The organism is Bacillus sp. NPDC077027 (assembly GCF_050269555.1).
Classification (GTDB): Bacteria; Bacillota; Bacilli; order Bacillales; family Bacillaceae; genus Bacillus.
In genome coordinates this window covers 410323-428202 of record NZ_JBNNIO010000002.1, presented here as the reverse complement: position 1 = coordinate 428202, position 17880 = coordinate 410323, and the positions used below count along the sequence as shown (strand labels likewise).

Annotated in this window: 22 protein-coding genes; 20 read left to right on the top strand and 2 right to left on the bottom strand. The window is 37.2% G+C overall.

Annotated features, from left to right (window positions below; translation table 11 throughout):
• Positions 1 to 3 precede the first annotated feature (3 nt).
• A complete protein-coding gene (gene tuaH, locus ACQKEZ_RS07765; protein WP_427300512.1) occupies positions 4 to 1200 on the top strand; it encodes a teichuronic acid biosynthesis protein TuaH in 1197 nt (398 codons plus the stop codon).
• Positions 1201 to 1334: 134 nt separating this feature from the next.
• The gene (locus ACQKEZ_RS07760; RefSeq protein WP_427299733.1) at positions 1335 to 2402 is read left to right on the top strand and encodes a glycosyltransferase family 4 protein; all 1068 of its coding nucleotides are present in this window, start codon (positions 1335 to 1337) and stop codon (positions 2400 to 2402) included.
• A gap of 42 nt (positions 2403 to 2444) precedes the next feature.
• On the opposite strand, the gene ACQKEZ_RS07755 is transcribed toward ACQKEZ_RS07760, so the two are convergent.
• Positions 2445 to 3509: an LCP family protein gene (locus tag ACQKEZ_RS07755; protein ID WP_427299732.1), complete on the bottom strand. Its 1065-nt coding sequence runs from the start codon at positions 3507 to 3509 to the stop codon at positions 2445 to 2447.
• Positions 3494 to 4162 (bottom strand): YigZ family protein, encoded by a 669-nt coding sequence (locus ACQKEZ_RS07750; RefSeq protein ID WP_427299731.1) that lies wholly within the window; start codon positions 4160 to 4162, stop codon positions 3494 to 3496. The genes ACQKEZ_RS07755 and ACQKEZ_RS07750 overlap by 16 nt, the downstream gene beginning before the upstream one ends.
• A 222-nt stretch (positions 4163 to 4384) precedes the next feature.
• On the opposite strand from ACQKEZ_RS07750, the gene ACQKEZ_RS07745 reads away from it, so the two are divergent.
• From ACQKEZ_RS07745 to ACQKEZ_RS07660, 18 genes are all read left to right on the top strand, one after another.
• Positions 4385 to 5560, top strand: coding sequence for a sensor histidine kinase (locus ACQKEZ_RS07745; RefSeq protein ID WP_427299730.1), 1176 nt, complete (start codon positions 4385 to 4387; stop codon positions 5558 to 5560).
• 64 nt (positions 5561 to 5624) lie between these two features.
• Positions 5625 to 6314 (top strand): two-component system response regulator DegU, encoded by a 690-nt coding sequence (gene degU, locus ACQKEZ_RS07740; RefSeq protein WP_008348273.1) that lies wholly within the window; start codon positions 5625 to 5627, stop codon positions 6312 to 6314.
• A 224-nt stretch (positions 6315 to 6538) separates the two neighbouring features.
• A complete protein-coding gene (locus tag ACQKEZ_RS07735; RefSeq protein WP_427299729.1) occupies positions 6539 to 7381 on the top strand; it encodes a DegV family protein in 843 nt (280 codons plus the stop codon).
• Positions 7382 to 7498: 117 nt separating this feature from the next.
• The gene (locus ACQKEZ_RS07730; RefSeq protein ID WP_427299728.1) at positions 7499 to 8878 is read left to right on the top strand and encodes a DEAD/DEAH box helicase; all 1380 of its coding nucleotides are present in this window, start codon (positions 7499 to 7501) and stop codon (positions 8876 to 8878) included.
• 66 nt (positions 8879 to 8944) lie between these two features.
• Entirely contained in the window at positions 8945 to 9235 is a 291-nt protein-coding gene (locus tag ACQKEZ_RS07725; RefSeq protein ID WP_427299727.1) for a late competence development ComFB family protein, read from the top strand.
• A 20-nt stretch (positions 9236 to 9255) separates the two neighbouring features.
• Positions 9256 to 9918: a ComF family protein gene (locus tag ACQKEZ_RS07720; RefSeq protein ID WP_427300510.1), complete on the top strand. Its 663-nt coding sequence runs from the start codon at positions 9256 to 9258 to the stop codon at positions 9916 to 9918.
• A gap of 57 nt (positions 9919 to 9975) precedes the next feature.
• Positions 9976 to 10395: a TIGR03826 family flagellar region protein gene (locus ACQKEZ_RS07715; RefSeq protein ID WP_427299726.1), complete on the top strand. Its 420-nt coding sequence runs from the start codon at positions 9976 to 9978 to the stop codon at positions 10393 to 10395.
• 79 nt (positions 10396 to 10474) lie between these two features.
• Positions 10475 to 10738, top strand: coding sequence for a flagellar biosynthesis anti-sigma factor FlgM (gene flgM, locus ACQKEZ_RS07710; RefSeq protein WP_427299725.1), 264 nt, complete (start codon positions 10475 to 10477; stop codon positions 10736 to 10738).
• A 14-nt stretch (positions 10739 to 10752) separates the two neighbouring features.
• The gene (locus ACQKEZ_RS07705; protein WP_427299724.1) at positions 10753 to 11235 is read left to right on the top strand and encodes a flagellar protein FlgN; all 483 of its coding nucleotides are present in this window, start codon (positions 10753 to 10755) and stop codon (positions 11233 to 11235) included.
• Between the two features lie 16 nt (positions 11236 to 11251).
• Entirely contained in the window at positions 11252 to 12772 is a 1521-nt protein-coding gene (flgK, locus tag ACQKEZ_RS07700) for a flagellar hook-associated protein FlgK (RefSeq protein WP_427299723.1), read from the top strand.
• A gap of 9 nt (positions 12773 to 12781) precedes the next feature.
• Positions 12782 to 13693, top strand: coding sequence for a flagellar hook-associated protein FlgL (gene flgL, locus ACQKEZ_RS07695; RefSeq protein WP_427299722.1), 912 nt, complete (start codon positions 12782 to 12784; stop codon positions 13691 to 13693).
• A 46-nt stretch (positions 13694 to 13739) separates the two neighbouring features.
• Entirely contained in the window at positions 13740 to 14318 is a 579-nt protein-coding gene (locus tag ACQKEZ_RS07690; RefSeq protein ID WP_427299721.1) for a DUF6470 family protein, read from the top strand.
• A 26-nt stretch (positions 14319 to 14344) separates the two neighbouring features.
• Entirely contained in the window at positions 14345 to 14779 is a 435-nt protein-coding gene (gene fliW, locus ACQKEZ_RS07685) for a flagellar assembly protein FliW (protein ID WP_427299720.1), read from the top strand.
• A complete protein-coding gene (gene csrA / locus ACQKEZ_RS07680; protein ID WP_427299719.1) occupies positions 14773 to 14997 on the top strand; it encodes a carbon storage regulator CsrA in 225 nt (74 codons plus the stop codon). The genes fliW and csrA overlap by 7 nt, the downstream gene beginning before the upstream one ends.
• Before the next feature lie 225 nt (positions 14998 to 15222).
• Positions 15223 to 15564 (top strand): flagellar protein FlaG, encoded by a 342-nt coding sequence (gene flaG, locus ACQKEZ_RS07675; RefSeq protein WP_427299718.1) that lies wholly within the window; start codon positions 15223 to 15225, stop codon positions 15562 to 15564.
• Between the two features lie 20 nt (positions 15565 to 15584).
• Entirely contained in the window at positions 15585 to 17108 is a 1524-nt protein-coding gene (locus tag ACQKEZ_RS07670; RefSeq protein WP_427299717.1) for a flagellar hook-associated protein 2, read from the top strand.
• A 17-nt stretch (positions 17109 to 17125) separates the two neighbouring features.
• Entirely contained in the window at positions 17126 to 17530 is a 405-nt protein-coding gene (fliS, locus tag ACQKEZ_RS07665) for a flagellar export chaperone FliS (RefSeq protein ID WP_427299716.1), read from the top strand.
• Positions 17527 to 17868: a flagellar protein FliT gene (locus tag ACQKEZ_RS07660; protein ID WP_427299715.1), complete on the top strand. Its 342-nt coding sequence runs from the start codon at positions 17527 to 17529 to the stop codon at positions 17866 to 17868. The genes fliS and ACQKEZ_RS07660 overlap by 4 nt, the downstream gene beginning before the upstream one ends.
• The last annotated feature ends 12 nt before the right edge of the window (positions 17869 to 17880 follow it).

Sequence of the window (17880 nt, the reverse complement as noted above, 5' to 3'; positions counted from 1 at the left end):
GTGATGAAGGTGAAATCAGATTCGATCATACATGTCATCGTAGCCACAGGAGAATGGGGGCAGGACGGTCTGCGATATAGGAGACATCGGCTGGCAGAATTTTTAGCCTCTGATCGAGAAACGAAGGAAGTCATTTGGGTGTGCCCATCCTCAACTCATCATACAGAACCCTTTCAGCCATTAACGGAGCGAATGAAGCAGTTTACCATTCCTGATGTCATGAAAAGTAAATTTTTTCGATTTGGCAGATATCAAGATATGTTTTATATCAACAAACTTTCATCCCTTCTAGCGCATTTAAGAACTGAATTAAAGAAAGGAATATCTGTCTGTCTATGGTATACCTTCCCCGGTTTTCCTCTGCTATCTTCGCTTTTTGAATGGAAACATATTGTGTATGATTGCAGTGATCTTTGGGGAGAGCCGATCAGTGGAAAGAACAACCTTCTCTCCTATGCAAGACAACGTATTATTTTAAAGGCTGAAAATCGAATTATTAAATATGCACATAGCATTACGTGTTCTTCACAGTACTTGCATGATCAAATCAAAAAGCGTCTTATGGGAGAACCGAAAGATGTGTTCACTGTAGAGAATGGTGTAGAATACGACGTTTTTGCCAAAAGCGATCCACCCACGCGTGATGATGTGTTAAAAGGAAGAAAAGGAACGGTTTTAGGTTTTATCGGTGGAATCAAACCAAAGCTGGACTTCGAGCTTATTCAAAAAGCTGCACTCATACAGCCAGAATGGACATTCTTATTTGTCGGACCTGATGGAACAAATGGGGATCCGTCTTTTCAGCATGCATTAAAGTTACCAAATGTGATATGGACAGGCGCTGTTGATGCGCTTGAAGTACCTTCATATATGAAATTGATCGACGTCGGCATTATGCCGTATAAACAATCACCCTATAACAAGGCTGTATTTCCATTGAAGCTTTTCGAATTTTTAGCAGCAGGTAAACCGGTCGTCGGATTAAATCTCCCGTCAACGGAAAAACTAAAAGAGAATGATGTGTATGAGTATTTAGAAGGCGAAGATCCTGCTGCATTCGTTGCTGCCTGTAAACAAGTGGTCAGCAAAAAAGGTGATGTGACGTATACAACCTTAAGACAAAACAGGGCGAAGAAAAAAGATTGGCATGCGCTGTTCACAAATATGGTGGAATTGACGAATATTAAGGAAAACGCATAATTCAATGAGGATTATGCGTTTTTATGTACTTCTTCCTCATGGAGGGAGCTTGTGATCACCCTGTATTCAATTGTATAATGGAAAGAGCGGCCAATATACAAAATACAGATTTCAATTTAGAAGGAGACTGACATATGGATTATGAACGCGCCTTATTAGCGTTTTTTGTCTCTCTGGCTACAGTTTTGATTGTGACACCATTGGTGAAAAAGTTAGCAATTAAGATTGGTGCAGTAGACCAGCCGAATAAACGAAAAGTTCACGATAAAGTCATGCCAAGAATGGGCGGGTTGGCAATTTTTATTGGAGTAACGGCTGGAGCTTTAGCAGGCGGGCTGTTTCTCCACAATAAAATCACGGCAATTTCAGTTGGTGCTGGATTAATTATAATCTTGGGTATAATTGATGATAAATATAATTTAAGTGCAAAAATAAAATTCCTAGTACAAGTGCTCGTTGCATGTTTAATTGTGAGCACTGGTTTAAAAATGGACTTTTTCTCTGTTCCTTTTTTAGCAGAAAGACTTGAATTAGGTTGGATGGCGTATCCACTGACAGTGCTATGGATTGTCGGTATTACAAATGCCATTAATTTAATTGATGGTTTAGATGGACTTGCTGCCGGAATTTCGGTCATTGGTTTATCAACCATTGCAGTAATGGCATTTTCCGCAGATAAAATTTTGATTCTTTCACTATCCCTAGTTGTGATCGGAAGTACAATCGGTTTTCTTTTTTATAATTTCCATCCAGCTAAAATATTTATGGGAGATACAGGTTCGTTATTCTTAGGATATATGCTGTCGGTCTTGTCCCTTTTAGGCTTATATAAAAGCGTGACATTGTTTAGTGTTGTGGTACCAGTTATTATTTTAGGTGTACCGATTTTTGACACAACATTTGCGATTGTCAGAAGAATTTTGAATAAACAACCAATTTCTTCCCCAGATAAATCCCATATCCATCATCGACTGATGGCTTTTGGTCTGTCTCATCGAATGGCAGTGCTCGTTATTTACATGATTGGTCTTGTATTTAGCTTAAGTGCCATCTTGCTTACGAGTGCCACGATTTGGCTCTCGCTCATCATCATCTTTTTACTGGTTATTTTTATGCAAGTGATTGCAGAGGTTACCGGATTGGTAAATGAAGAATACAAACCATTCACTAAATTTTACAAACGAATGGTGAAACGAAATTAAATAGAAAGCAGCTCGTTTCATTGGAAACGGGCTGCTCTTTTTTTATGGCGTAGTTGATTCAGTTGTACTAGAAGAATTTGATGAATCAGACGAATCTCCAGTGGAAGTTGATTCAGTTGGTAGCTTCAAATGCTCCCTTAGTCCTTGTTGGACCTCAGCTAAATTCGCTTGATCTGGCTCAAAATAATACGTACGGTTTGGTCCTAAATAAAGATCAGTTCCTTTAATAGAGAGAGTTTCAGTATCGTCCCCTTTAAAACCGCTATAGATTTGTTGAAGAGCAAGTCCTTCGGTAATACGGAAATTTGTCGTAATATGATCGCTCACTGCTTTTGCGATATTATCAACATTAGTAATGTTATTAGGTTTTGCCATTTGGTCAATCATTGCACGTAAAATTTGTTTTTGGCGATCATTTCGTCCAAAATCACCACGTGGATCCTGCTTTCTCATACGAGCATAGGCAAGGGCTTCTTCCCCGTTTAAGTGCATGTTCCCTTTGGTGAAGTAAATTTTTTTGGATTTCTTTATATCACTTTTTTCGTCGAAATCAAATGGAACCTCTACATCAATTCCACCCAATTCATCAATTACATCTTTAAAGCCATCAAAGTCAACAGTGGCATACTTATCAATCGGAATATTGAGGAAATGTTCAACGGTTTCAATTGATTCATCTTTTCCGCCTGTTGCAAAAGCTGCATTAATCTTTACTTTGTTCCCCGTTGTATCGCTTGCAAGCTGTACACGAGTATCACGAGGGATACTGACCATCTTCATGGTTTTGTCCTGAGGGTTAATCGTTGCGACGATTAATGAGTCAGAACGTCCATAAGCACCCTTTGTGGCATAATCTTCAATTCCAATAAATAGGACAGAAAACGGTTTTTTCTTAATATCAATGACTGCATCGCGAAGCCTTGATTTTTCACCACGTTGTAGCTCATCGTATGTTTTGTCAGCAGCTTGAAGTGTATTGACAATCTTATATACAGCAAACCCGCCGAGGCAGATGATGAGTAGTAAAAACATCACCATGATGCGCTTGAAAATCTTTTTCTTCTTGTTTTTCTTTTTACGTACACGCACTCTTACTCTTTGTGCCATCCATCTGTCTCCTTTATCGGACCAATGTCCCTTTCTAAGTACGTTAAATCGCCTTCTTTAGTAACACTCTTTCCATTTGTGAGTTCTGTCATCCACTCAACAAAATGCTGTTTTTCAGTTTCTTCAACATATGTCTCGAAAATGACATCTCCTGCATAATGGATGTCCTTCAATTGAAAAGATGAGGCTCTAAGCTCATTCTCAACCTTTCCAAGCCATGTATAATCTATTGTTGTATGCATGATGCGCATTAAACAGCGTTCAACAATACCTACATGATTCAGTGCTTCAGAAACGGATTTACCATAAGCGCGAATCAGACCACCGGCACCTAACTTAATGCCACCAAAATAGCGTGTCACAACAACGACCGTATCTTTAAGCTTACGTTTTTTAAGCACTTCAAGCATCGGGACTCCAGCAGTACCACTTGGTTCGCCGTCATCATTTGCTTTTTGGATTAAGTCATTTTCACCAATGAGATATGCAGAACAATTATGCGTCGCGTTCCAATGCTGTTTTTTGATGGACTGTATAAATTCATGTGCTTCCTCTTCTGAGACAGCACGTTGAATATGACAAATAAAACGTGATTTCTCAATGACGATCTCATGCTCGCCTCGACATTTAACTGTAAGGTAACGATTTAGCAAAAGAGATACCCTCCTGACAAGCAAATTATGAGTCTAGAGAAAATTTGCATTGATTTTAGAATTTTAAAGCGTATTTTGTTATGATGGGAGGAGCGGAAAAAGGTCGTCATAGAAACTTCATAAATAATACGCATTCTTCCATTATAATTCGACATAAAATACAGATCAATGACATTTATAATAAAATAAGATGACATTTCACTGTTACGGGAGGGAAAAGCCATGACCGCTACTAAAATGGATCCAAAGGTGCTGGATTCAATCATCATGAAGATGCTAAATACAGTAGATGGCAGTAAGGACGAAGTATTTAGAATAGGCGAACAGTCCCGTCAGCAATATGAAAGCCTCGTAGAAGAGCTAAAACAGATCAAGCAGCAAGTAAACGAGGTAATTGATTTTGGAGATAAACTAGAAGTACACACTAGACATGCGCGTAATCGTCTATCAGAAGTGAGCAGGAATTTCAACAAATTCAGCGAAGACGAAATTAGGGAAGCGTATGAGAAAGCACATAACCTTCAAGTTGAACTCACGATGATTCAGCAGCGTGAAAAGCAGCTGAGAGAACGAAGGGACGACTTAGAACGACGTTTACTTAGTTTACAAGATGTGATTGAACGCTCTGAAGCACTTGTAAGTCAAATAACAGTCGTGCTCAACTATTTAAATCAAGATTTACGTCAGGTTGGTGTGCTCCTTGAAGATGCACAGGCAAAACAAGATTTTGGACTTAGAATTATCGAGGCACAGGAGGAAGAGCGCAAGAGAGTGTCGAGAGAAATTCATGACGGCCCTGCACAAATGCTAGCAAACGTGATGATGCGTTCTGAATTGATTGAGCGTATCTTTAGGGACAGGGGAACTGAGGAAGGCTTTAAAGAAATTAGAAGTTTAAGGCAAAACGTTCGAAATGCTCTATACGAGGTCCGAAGAATCATTTATGATTTAAGACCAATGGCATTAGATGATTTAGGTTTGATACCAACCTTAAGAAAATACTTAAATACAATAGAAGAGTATGATGGGAAAACCAAGATTACATTTCAATGCATTGGCGATACAGAAAGTGAACGGATTGCATCACAATTTGAGGTGGCTTTATTTAGATTAGCGCAGGAAGCTGTAACAAACTCATTAAAGCACTCCGAAGCTGAGGAAATATCGGTAAAAGTAGAAGTGACAAAAGAGTTTGTTACATTAATTATAAAAGATGATGGAAAAGGTTTTGATATCAAGGATGTAAAGACAAACAAAAACAAATCTTTTGGATTGCTCGGCATGAAAGAACGTGTTGATTTATTAGAAGGAAAAATGACCATAGATTCTAAAGTAGGTCTAGGGACATTCATTATGATCAGAGTTCCATTAGCATTGCAAAATAAAATTGTAAAATAGAGTCAAAAGACATATTGACCACAAAGATCAGGTGTAGAACAATAAACATGGGGAGGCGTGGCTTGTGACTAAAGTAAATATTGTAATTATTGATGACCACCAATTATTCCGTGAAGGTGTCAAACGGATATTAGATTTTGAACCTACTTTTGAAGTAGTAGCTGAAGGAGACGACGGTGACGAAGCTGCACGTATCGTAGAGCATTATCATCCGGATGTTGTCATTATGGACATTAATATGCCAAATGTAAACGGAGTAGAGGCTACAAAGCAGTTAGTTGAGCTTTATCCCGAATCAAAAGTCATTATTCTATCTATTCATGATGATGAAAACTATGTGACACATGCTTTAAAAACAGGTGCAAGAGGCTATTTATTAAAAGAAATGGATGCAGATACTCTCATTGAAGCTGTTAAAGTAGTAGCTGATGGAGGATCATATTTACATCCGAAAGTAACACATAACCTTGTAAATGAATTCCGCCGATTAGCAACGAGTGGTGTTTCAGCACATCCACAGCATGAGGTATATCCAGAGATTCGTAGACCTTTGCATATCTTAACAAGACGTGAATGTGAAGTTCTTCAAATGCTTGCGGATGGAAAAAGCAACAGAGGAATTGGAGAATCGTTATTTATTAGTGAAAAAACGGTTAAAAACCATGTGAGCAATATTTTACAAAAAATGAATGTAAATGATCGTACACAAGCTGTTGTTGTGGCTATTAAAAACGGTTGGGTAGAAATGAGATAATGGTCCGGACAAGCTCCTGAGATACACCATTTCATTTTCTAGTAGCACTTAGCCAAAGGAAAATGAAATGGATATCCCGCTTATTTAGCAGGAGTTTATTCCGGAGATGGAGCTTGCCTATTGATTAGGCAGGCTTTTTTCCTTTACAATTATTATTTTAATGAAAAACATCTCCTTTTCTTTTAGAATAGAAAAAGAGTAACGAATAAGGAAGGAATTTAAGAATGAAAATAGCCGTTGTAACAGACAGTACAGCTTATATACCACAAGAATTGCGCGAGACATATCAAATCCATATGATCCCTCTAAATGTCGTATTCGGCAATGAGTCTTATCGAGAAGAAATAGATATGGACTGGAAAACATATTATGAGGAAGTCAAAAAACATAAAGATCTCCCAACAACGTCTCAGCCTGCTTTTGGTGAGCTTATTGATCTATATGAAAAGCTAGGCCAAGAGTATGATGCTGTTATCAGTATTCATTTATCTAGCGGCATTAGTGGAACCTTCAATAGTGTCATATCAGCTAATGAACTAGTTGATGGTATTGAGATCTATCCATTCGACTCTGAAGCGAGTTGTATGGTTCAAGGCTTTTATGCAATAGAGGCAGCTGAAAAAATGAAATCAGGTGCTAGTCCAGAAGAGATTATTGATCATTTAAATAAATTAAAAGAAACAGAGCGTGCGTATTTTATGGTTGACGATTTGACACACTTACAAAGAGGCGGCAGATTAAATGGAGCTCAGGCGTTTATTGGAAGTCTTCTAAAAGTAAAGCCTATTCTTCATTTTGACAACAAGTTAATTGTCCCTTTTGAAAAGATCCGAACACGTAAAAAAGCCATTTCCCGTATTTATGAGTTGTTTGGCGAGGATGCAAGCCGCGGAATCCCGATGCGGGCAACGGTTATACATGCTAATAGAGAAGAAGAAGCAGATGAAATGATTGCAGAATTATCAGCGAAATATCCCCATGTTGAATTGTATAAAAGCTACTTTGGCGCAGTCATAGGCACACATTTAGGTGAAGGTTCCATCGGTCTAGGATGGTATTTAAAATAAAGGTCAAATCCCCTTTTTAAACAGAAAAGGGGATTTGTTTTGCATTTTTTTAGGTTGGACATAAATAAACCCCTCTTCCATAATATGAAAACAACCACATCAAAAGAGGTGTTGAAATTGGAAGTGAGTAAGACAAAAGCAATGAGAGATTTACTGCAGTACAGGCATCTTCTTTCATCTGAACTCCCTTTCTCTCACTGTTTACTCAAATGGCACGAGAGGCATTGTTTATTAAAAAAAATGCCTGCGATTGAAATGACAACAAAAGGTTATACGTGTAAACGATGTGGAGCAACAAACAAACGGTATTTTGCATTAACACCGTGTGAAATTTGTCAAAAGCAGTGTGTGTACTGTAGATCATGCATCATGATGGGAAAAGCAAGTGAGTGTACCTTCTTGTATGAATGGACAGAAGCTTCGGCATTACAGTTCTTTCAAGTGAAGATGACATGGGATGGAGAACTGTCTAGTGGACAAAAAGCCGCATCAAAAAAAATCATAGAAGTAATAAAGAAAAAAGAAGACCTATTAATTTGGGCAGTTTGTGGGGCGGGAAAAACAGAGCTTCTCTTTCATGGGATTGAGTATGCATTAAAAAAAGGAAAGCGAGTGTGTATTGCGACGCCTAGAACAGATGTTGTTCTGGAATTGGAGCCGAGAATCAGAAATGTATTTATGGGCATTGAAATAGCTGCTCTGTATGGAAATAGTCCAAATCGATTTCAAACATCTCCATTGACGATCTCAACGACTCACCAGCTTCTTAGGTATAAGGAAGCTTTTGATGTCATGATTATTGATGAAGTCGATGCGTTTCCTTACTCGCTAGATGATCGATTACGATTTGCTGTTGAAAAAGCACGTCGAAAAGACAGTGTCTGCATTTATTTAAGTGCGACACCTTCACATGAAATGAAAAGCCAAATAGAGAAAGAGATGCTGACAGCAATAAAGATTCCTCTTCGTTTTCATAAGCATCTCTTGCCAGTTCCTTGTTTTAAATGGATCGGTCATTGGAAAAAGAAAATAAAAAAAAGAAGGTTGCCATTTCCTTTAATAAAATGGCTAACTGGTCATGTTGTTCAAAAAAGAAGAGTTTTATTATTTGTCCCTTCTATTTCAATCATGAATGAAGTAACAAACATACTCACTCATTTAAATATAAACGCCCAAGGTGTTTCAGCCGAGGATAAAGACAGAAAAAAGAAAGTGAGGCAATTTCGAGAGCACATGTATGATGTTCTTGTCACGACAACTATATTAGAAAGAGGCGTGACGATTCAAAATGTTCAAGTAGGTGTTATAGGTGCTGAAGTACATATATTTACTGAAAGCGCACTTGTGCAAATCGCAGGCAGAGTTGGAAGGCATCCTGAGTATTTTAGTGGAGACGTTTATTTTTTTCATTATGGTGTGACACAAAGTATGCGAGAGGCAAAAAAGCACATTAGCCAAATGAACAAAGTTGCATTGAAAGAGTTTTCTGAAAAATAGTGTAGCCGCACCTAAATCATGGTACAGTATACACATAATACATGAAATGGCAAGGAGGTTACTAAAATGCTAATCAATGCAAAAGAAGAGTTACTTAAAGAAATATTACATCAATATCTCCATCATTTAAATATGAATTGTCATTGTGTGAAATGTATAGAAGATGTACTGGCTATCGCTTTAAATCAAGTTAAGCCTCAGTATATAACAGATATAGAGAAATTGACCTACAGTAAGTCAGAAATGGTGGATAAACAAAAAAATACGGCAATGTTGGTGATCTTAATCGAGGCAGCAGCAAAAGTAACAACTTATCCGAGATGTGAGATTCAATTAGCGAAGAAGGGGAAAGTTTGATTTGCCTCATATGTGATGAAATGTATATGCCTTCATTTACCTGGAAATCATTACTGCTTTCAGAGCAAGACTGCATTTGTATAGGATGTAAGAGTCAGTTGAAAAAGATTAATGGCCATATCTGTCCTAAATGCGGAAGAGAACAGGCAAATGAAAAGTTATGTGCGGATTGTATTAAGTGGAAAGAGAGATGGAATTCATCTGAAGTGCTTACACAAAATAGATCGGTTTATCTTTATAACGATTTTATGAAAGAAACTTTATCTCGTTTTAAATTCCGAGGTGATGTCGCTTTGGCTGAAGTGTTTAAGCGAGATTTTAGAGAAGTGTTTAAACGATATTATCAAAGTCGTCATCATGTGTTTGTACCTATCCCTTTAAGTAAAGAAAGGTTAAAAGATAGAGGCTTTAATCAATCTACAATTCTTGCGTCTCTATTAAAAGGGCGTATCATTCATCCCCTTGCTAAAGCCAATCAAGAAAAACAATCTAAAAAAAGAAAAAGCGAACGTTTGCATCAAACGGGAATGTTTACATTATTAAATCAGGATATAGCTGGTCAGGATGTTATATTAATAGACGATATTTATACGACTGGTGCAACAATCTATGAAGCGGCCAGACTCTTGAAAAATCGTTCAGGTGCCAAAAGTGTTTCTTCATTTACGTTAATTCGTAGTTAAAAATAATGATAATCAACCGATATTAATAAAAGAAAATTAACGTGAGGGGTTTTAGTCATGAATCAATTGGCAAACTGCCCAGAATGCAATCAATTGTTTTTAAAGACAAATGTTCAAACAGTCTGTAATTCCTGTTTTGAAGAAGAAGAACGTTCATTCGACATTGTTTATAAATTTTTACGTAAGCAAAGTAACAGACAATCGACGATTGCGGAAATTGTTGAAGCAACAGAAGTTGATGAAGATTTAATTTTAAAATTTATTCGACTCAAAAGACTTCAAATTAGTCAATTTCCTAATATCAATTATCCTTGTGAAAGATGTGGCAATCCGATCAGGAAAAACAAGCTATGTAGCAATTGTGAGCAAGATATTCATTCACAAATCGGTCAAATTAACCAAGAAGAAGAACGTAAGAAAGAGATCGAATCTAGGAAAAAAGACACCTATTATGCCATTAATCCTAAAAACGACTGATTCCCTAAACTAAGCTGCAGTTTGGTCGATAGAATGGATAGAATCAAGACAGACTGTAACGGAAAGCGAGAGGAATCCCGTGAAAATTAATCAATATGGAACACAGCCAGTAAACCCTTACAAGAAAACATATGAGAAACAAACGTTGCAATCGAACCAAACAAAATCAACCGATAAAGTAGAAATTTCCAAAAAAGCAATTGAAATGCAAAAGGTGCCAGATTTAATGAAAGAACGTCAAGATAAGATAGAACAAATTAAAAAAAATATTGAAGCAGGCACATATCAAGTCGATACTAAAGGCATCGCTGATAAAATGGTGAACTTTTATAAACAACAATAAAAGGAGAAGCGCGAATGTCAGTTAAAATAATCATTGAAGAGCTGCATCGTCTCTACGGACTACATGAACAGCTACTAAAGCTGTCTAACGAGAAAACAGACATTTTAAAAAGCAATGAGATTGAGGCTCTTTCTGAGATACTGAATCTTGAGCAGAAATATATTCAGGCTATTTCACAATTAGAAGAAAAGCGAATTGAAGCAACGTCCGCTTTTTTAGAGAGTGATCAAGACCCAACGATTTCTGCATGTATCGAAAAAGCTGAAGGTACAGATAAAGAAGAGCTCATTTCACTGCATCATAAGTTAAATGACATCATGATGGAATTAAAACGATTAAACGAATTAAACAAACAGCTCATTCATCAATCGCTTCAATTTATTTCACTGACATTCGATCTTGTCAACCCTAATAAAGAACATATCAATTACGGACAAAAAGGTCTTGAAGGTCCAAAGCCTAAACAGCATATGGCTTTGTTTGATTCAAAGGCGTAATAAAGGAGGATAAACAATGGGTTCAACATTTATGGGGCTTGAAACGGCCAAAAGAGGAATAACAGCCCAGCGTGCAGGTCTTTATGTGACTTCAAACAATGTGTCCAATGCGAATACTGAAGGCTATTCAAGACAACGTGTAACCTTTAAAGCGGATAATCCTTACCCAGTTGTTTCGGTTTATGATGGTAAAACATATGGCCAAATGGGGACAGGTGTACAAGTTGGAACAGTTGAGAGAATTCGAGACAGTTTTTTAGATCTGCAGTACAGAGATCACAATAACAATCTGTCATACTATGCGTCAAAATCAGATGCTCTTTCTCAAATGGAGGGCGTTATGAATGATTTAACAGATGAAGGCTTGAATAGAGCGTTTGACAACTTGTGGAAATCACTACAAGTCCTTTCTGAAAGTAAAAATGCGGATACTGCATCTGCGCGTACTGTTGTAAAAACAAGTGCACAAGCGTTAGTAGACCAATTACGACTTTTGAATTCTTCATTAACGACGATTCAAAAGAATTTAAAAGCCGAACTTGAATCAACGGCTAAAAACGTTAATACGCTCTTAACTCAAATTGATGAGATCAACAAACAGATTGCGAAGGTCGAGCCTAACGGTTATCTCCCAAACGATTTGTATGATACGCGTGACGCTCTTGTAGACCAATTGTCCTCACTTGTAGACATTAAAGTGAGTTATAACGAACCTGGTGGAAATGCGCTGAAAATTGCTGAGGGGACAATGAATATCGAGATTATTGGTGCGAACGGTCAATCAGCTGGTACTATTCTCAACGGTATCACGAACGAAAAAGCAGAAATGCAAGTTTCATTTGATGGGACGACAGGACTTGTCAACTCCCTTCAATTTGGTTCGATCTCGATCAATGCAGATCAATTTGCAGTGAATGGGGAAATAAAAGCTTTAGTAGAGGCTTACGGTTACATGTCTAATGGAGCGGAAAAAGGAATGTATCCGGAGATGCTTGCGGAGCTAGATGAGATTGCCAAAGTATTTATGGATAAATTCAATGAAGTGCATAAACAAGGTTACACATTAAAAGGTACAAATGGTCAAGACTTCTTCGATATTGAAAATAATAATGAATTAAATAAGGGCTTAGCAGCAAGAATTAAAGTGAGTGATGTTATCTTAGAATCAACTGATAACATTGCAGCATCTCTCAATCAAAATGCCGGTGACGGTACTAATGCAACGGCATTAGCTGCTATTCAAGATTTAAAATTAGCGATCGGTGGAACAACGACAACCATTCAGGATTACTATCAAAATGTCATTGCTGAAATGGGTATTCAAGCGCAGAAGAACATAACATTAGCAAGCAGTTCCGCTGCACTAGTGAACTCAGCTGAAGAGCGGAGAATGTCTATTAGCGCAGTTTCAATCGATGAAGAAATGACGAACATGATTCAATTCCAACATGCATACAATGCTGCTGCAAGAATAATAACATTACAAGACGAAATCTTAGATAAACTCATAAACGGCATGGGTGTCGTAGGAAGGTAGGAATAACTGATGCGAGTCACTCAAGGTATGATTTCACAAAATTCGTTACGTAATATTAGTAAAAGTTACGAACGTCTTTCCAAAATTAATGAGCAAGCACAAACTGGAAGACGGTTTTCAAAAACATCCGATGATCCAGTTGCCGCTGTGAAAAGTTTGCAATATAGTTCAGCTATTTTTCGTAATCAACAGTATCTAAGTAACTTAAATGAAGCGAGCAACTGGATTGATACTTCGGAAACGAGTGTCACTGAAATCGTTGATATTATGTCTAACGTTAGAGATAAAGTACTTGATGCGGCCAATGGAACAAAACAACCGGAAGACCTAGCTTCTATTGGTGTAGAGATTACTCAGATGAAAAAGCAAATCATTGATGCCATGAACACACAGATGTTAGGAAAGTATGTTTTTAATGGAACGAACACAAATGTAAAACCTGTTGTCGAAAATGCAGATGGTAGCTATACATTCAACTATGAAAATTATACGGATGCGAATGTGGTACAATCGAATGTTTCTGATGGTATTACATTAAATGTAAACTCTAATCCACTAAAAGCTTTTGGTGGACAATCTGCTAACGGTCAAAACGTCATTCAAATGTTGACTGATCTAGAAAATTCATTGAAAAATGGGACGTTTACGAATTCAGATGAAGTACTTGCCGATGTTGATCAATTTAAAGAAATGATGAGTGCAGAACGATCTGATCTTGGGGCGCGCTCCAATCGAATTGATTTGGTTAATAGCCGATTGACTTCACAGTATTCAGTGTTAAAGAATTCGAAGTCAGATAATGAAGACGTTGAGAGTGAAAAAGCAATTGTTGATCTTCTTCAACAAGAGGTTGTGAATAGAGCGGCTTTGGCAACTACTGCTAAGGTGATCCAACCGTCACTAGTAGATTTCTTAAGATAATAAAAAGCATCCGTTGGGTGCTTTTTTGCATCATGGAGGTGAAATTATGCGTATTCCTATGCTACTAATGGAACAAAAATTAGCGAAACTACAGATGTACACGACTCCTTCTAGCCAGGAAGTGGAACAACCAAAAGCAGACCTTGAGATTAAACAACCGGGAGCTGTCATGAATATCACGAGAACACCATCAAAATTAACCATTGATCAAACAGAAGCGTTTGCAGATATGGATATTAAATCGATTTTTAAACGGTCTGAAGAATGGGCAGCAGAAGGAAAACAAGCAATTGGAGCTGGAATGGGGAGAAGGGCTGAACAGGGAAGTGAACTCGTTAAGATTGAGAATGGAGGCAATGTCATTGCAGAAATTTCCAAAATAAATGGAAGTCGTCCAACGAAAGAATTAACAATCGGTTACATTCCCTCATATTTTAGTGTCAAAATAGATTATCAACCTTCAGAGCTGCAGATAGATATTGAACCACAAAAGCCGATCATTGAAGCTACACCACATAAACCAATTGTTAATTATCTTCCAGGTAAAGTGGATATTAATATGCTTCAATATCCTGAACTTAAAATAGAAGTTGACGAAACGGGCCAAAATGGTGATAAGGTATAATTAAGAAAATATAAAGGTCGTGAATTATGATCATTCAAACAAAATATCATGGTGAAGTTACAATCAAAGAGGAACAGATCATTACATTTTCAAGTGGGATACCAGGATTTCTTGATCAAAAGCAGTTTGTTATTTTGCCTTTATCTGAAGAATCTCCATTCCTTGTCCTTCAATCGCTGCAAAATGCGGACCTTGGCTTTATCGTTAGTAGCCCGTTTCTATTCTTCGATCAATATGAATTTGATTTAGAAGACACTGTTGTTGAAATTTTGGGTATTGAAGATACTGAGGATGTGGAGGTCATGGTTATTTTAACAATGGAGTCCTCAATCGAAAAGACAACTGCAAACTTAAGAGCACCTATCGTTGTCAACAAAAAGAATATGACAGCAAAACAGGTTATTTTGCATGATACTTCCTATCACACAAAGCATTTATTAGGAGTTGTATCATCATGCTAGTCCTATCTCGAAAGTTAAATCAGTCGATCCAAATAGGCGATGAAATTGAAGTGAAAGTCATTTCGATTGAGGGAGATCAAGTGAAGATAGGTATTGATGCGCCTAAACATATTGATATTCATCGAAAAGAAATTTATCTGTCAATTCAAGAAGAAAACAGTCGGGCTGCTAGCCTATCTACTGAGTTCCTTTCTCAATTATCCTCACAAAAAAAGTGAGGATTTTTTGCTGATATAAAATGTTATTTTCAACCAAATATTGCAAATGAATCTACCGAACTCGTACTGTGGTTTTTCATTTTTGTTTGAGATATTTGATGTTAGCCACTTCCATATGAAGAATCTCAATATGTATGAAAATTTAACAAATCTCTCAATATATATTTAATTTAAAAATTCGAAGCCGATATAATAGATAGATTAAAGCACAGGAGCTGAATAATTATGTCTGTTGGTAAATTGACACCTTTAGAGCCAATTTTCGATGCATATAAAACCCGTGTTTCTAATAATCAAGCTGACAATGCAAACGCTGATTTACATGCCAACTTGAAGTCTGTCACAAAAGAGGAATTAGAGCAAACCATTCAGGGAGCAAATACTTTGATAGAGCCTACTCAATTTCACCTTCAATTTGAATTGCATGAAAAGCTCAATGAATATTATGTCAAAGTAGTAGACAATCAGACAGATGAGGTTATAAGAGAGATTCCCTCAAAGGAATGGCTTGATTTTTATGCCGCGATGACTGAGATTGTAGGATTATTTGTAGATAAAAGAATGTAGTAGAAGGGAGATTTAACATTATGGTCACAAGAATTACCGGATTTTCAAACGTATTTGATATTGACGAGATCGTATCTAAATTAATGAAAACAGAGCAGGTACCACTTGATAAAATGTCTCGTCAGAAACAAACATTAGAATGGCAAAGAGATAGCTATCGAGAGACAAATGCGAAAATTAAAGAACTAGAGGACTTGATTACTAGTCTTGGCTTGAATCTTCCAAGTACATATGGCACAAAAAAGATCACAAGCTCAAACGAGGCGGCTGTTACAGCGACTGGGACAACTGGGACAACCAGTGCGACTTCTGGCACAATCAATGTGACTCAGCTTGCAACGGCTTCTGTTTTTAAATCATCAAGCACTGCTGGTTTTGCGGCATCTAATGGAACGTTTACTTTTGAAGTGACTACCCCAAACTCGACAGAACCAACTACAGTCACAATTAATACTTCTGATACAGATACACTCGATACGATCGTTACGAAAATTAACAATTCGAAATTAGGTGTTACTGCTTATAAAGGACAAATTTTTGATGGGACGAATTATGTTGATACAATTGCACTTACTTCAAGAACAACAGGTGAAGGTGTCAGCATTAAAGCGTCAGACAGTGACTCTACCTCGTTTTTAACGCAGCTTGGTTTTCAGGTAGACGGTGATAATAAGCTTGTTGCGACGACTCAAGGTGTCAAAGCTCAATATGAGATCAATGGGCTTAAAATGGAAAATAACAACAATACATTTACACAAGCCGGAATCACGTATGAGCTAAAGGGAACAACTGATGATAAACCAGTTACCTTAAACGTATCAACTGATGTAGATACGATCTTTGATAAAATCAAGCAATTTGTTGATAAATACAATGAACTTGTTGAACAGATCAATGGAAAAGTGACAGAGAAGAAAAATCGAACCTATCAACCGCTGACAGCTGAAGAAAAAAAGGGGATGTCAGACAAAGAAATAGAACTATGGGAAACGACAGCGAAATCTGGTTTGCTTAGAAGTGATTCCATTTTAAGATCGGGTGCTTCTAAAATGAGAAGTGATTTATACCTACAAGTTTCAAATGGTAATTCTGTGAATCACATTACTCAAATAGGAATTACCACTTCTCAAAAATATAAAGAAGGCGGAAAACTTGAAATCAACGATGGAAAGCTGAGAAAAGCAATTGAAGAAGATCCTGAAAAAGTTAGAGAGATGTTTCTCTCTGGTTCATTGAATGTTGATTCTAACGATAAGGAAAAAGCTGAGCAGCAATATAAAGAGCAAGGGATTATCCATCGAATTAGAAATTCATTATCAGCATTTTCAAAGAGCATTCAGCAAAAGGCCGGAAGCACAACGATGGAAGCGAAGGAATACATTCTTGGGAAAAGCCTTGACTCTTTGACAAAAAGAATGAGTGATTTTCAGGATCGCTTAAAAATGATTGAAAATCGCTATTACGTGAAATTTAATGCAATGGATAGCGCGATTCAAAAGCTGAACAACCAATCTAACTCTCTTGCTCAACTGCTTTCACAATAATTGGAGGTTTGTAAAATATGGCAATTCAGAATCCTTATGCCGCCTATCAAAAAAATTCAATTGAGACAGCTACACCTGCTGAGTTAACACTCATGCTTTATGAAGGATGTTTAAAGTTTATCAAATTAGCTAGGTATGCGATGGATCAAAACAACACTGAGATGAGAAATCAAAATTTAAAAAAGGCCCAAAATATCATCCAAGAATTAAATGTGACGTTAGATCGCTCATATGAAGTATCAAAGAGTATGGCGAGTATGTATGATTACATTTATCGCAGGCTGATTGATGCGAATTTGAAGAACGAATCTGAGATCCTTGATGAAGTTGAGCAGTACGTTATTGATTTTCGAGATGCTTGGAAAGAAGTGATCCAATCCGATAGAAAAGGGCGTCATCAATCAATTGGAGGCTCTTTATGAGTATTGTCGAAAAACTGCACGGACAAACGTTGAAAATGGCTGCCGAGATAGAGGCTAATCCACAAAGCGAGACGCTTGTTGAAGATTTTGATGCCTTTTTAGTTGCACGAGATGAATTAATGAAAGAGATTCATCATCAGTTAACGCCACAGGAAAAAGAGAAGATCCAAGAGATCATTGAGACGGATCAAATCATGGCGAAGCAATTAACGAAAATTCAAGAAGGTATCAGAGCAGACATTCATGCGATACAGAAAAAGAAAAACAAGCAACTGAATTATCAAAATCCATACCAGCCAATGACCAGTGATGGAGTGTATTACGATAAACGGAAATAAATAGGTGAGAAC

Bases quoted from the DNA above. Each gene is read 5' to 3' on its own strand.
- tuaH (WP_427300512.1), top strand. From the start codon at position 4: ATGAAGGTGAAATCAGATTCGATCATACATGTCATCGTAGCCACAGGA.
- ACQKEZ_RS07760 (WP_427299733.1), top strand. From the start codon at position 1,335: ATGGATTATGAACGCGCCTTATTAGCGTTTTTTGTCTCTCTGGCTACA.
- ACQKEZ_RS07755 (WP_427299732.1), bottom strand. From the start codon at position 3,509: ATGGCACAAAGAGTAAGAGTGCGTGTACGTAAAAAGAAAAACAAGAAG.
- ACQKEZ_RS07745 (WP_427299730.1), top strand. From the start codon at position 4,385: ATGACCGCTACTAAAATGGATCCAAAGGTGCTGGATTCAATCATCATG.
- ACQKEZ_RS07735 (WP_427299729.1), top strand. From the start codon at position 6,539: ATGAAAATAGCCGTTGTAACAGACAGTACAGCTTATATACCACAAGAA.
- ACQKEZ_RS07725 (WP_427299727.1), top strand. From the start codon at position 8,945: ATGCTAATCAATGCAAAAGAAGAGTTACTTAAAGAAATATTACATCAA.
- ACQKEZ_RS07720 (WP_427300510.1), top strand. From the start codon at position 9,256: ATGTATATGCCTTCATTTACCTGGAAATCATTACTGCTTTCAGAGCAA.
- ACQKEZ_RS07715 (WP_427299726.1), top strand. From the start codon at position 9,976: ATGAATCAATTGGCAAACTGCCCAGAATGCAATCAATTGTTTTTAAAG.
- ACQKEZ_RS07705 (WP_427299724.1), top strand. From the start codon at position 10,753: ATGTCAGTTAAAATAATCATTGAAGAGCTGCATCGTCTCTACGGACTA.
- flgK (WP_427299723.1), top strand. From the start codon at position 11,252: ATGGGTTCAACATTTATGGGGCTTGAAACGGCCAAAAGAGGAATAACA.
- flgL (WP_427299722.1), top strand. From the start codon at position 12,782: ATGCGAGTCACTCAAGGTATGATTTCACAAAATTCGTTACGTAATATT.
- ACQKEZ_RS07690 (WP_427299721.1), top strand. From the start codon at position 13,740: ATGCGTATTCCTATGCTACTAATGGAACAAAAATTAGCGAAACTACAG.
- fliW (WP_427299720.1), top strand. From the start codon at position 14,345: ATGATCATTCAAACAAAATATCATGGTGAAGTTACAATCAAAGAGGAA.
- csrA (WP_427299719.1), top strand. From the start codon at position 14,773: ATGCTAGTCCTATCTCGAAAGTTAAATCAGTCGATCCAAATAGGCGAT.
- flaG (WP_427299718.1), top strand. From the start codon at position 15,223: ATGTCTGTTGGTAAATTGACACCTTTAGAGCCAATTTTCGATGCATAT.
- ACQKEZ_RS07670 (WP_427299717.1), top strand. From the start codon at position 15,585: ATGGTCACAAGAATTACCGGATTTTCAAACGTATTTGATATTGACGAG.
- fliS (WP_427299716.1), top strand. From the start codon at position 17,126: ATGGCAATTCAGAATCCTTATGCCGCCTATCAAAAAAATTCAATTGAG.
- ACQKEZ_RS07660 (WP_427299715.1), top strand. From the start codon at position 17,527: ATGAGTATTGTCGAAAAACTGCACGGACAAACGTTGAAAATGGCTGCC.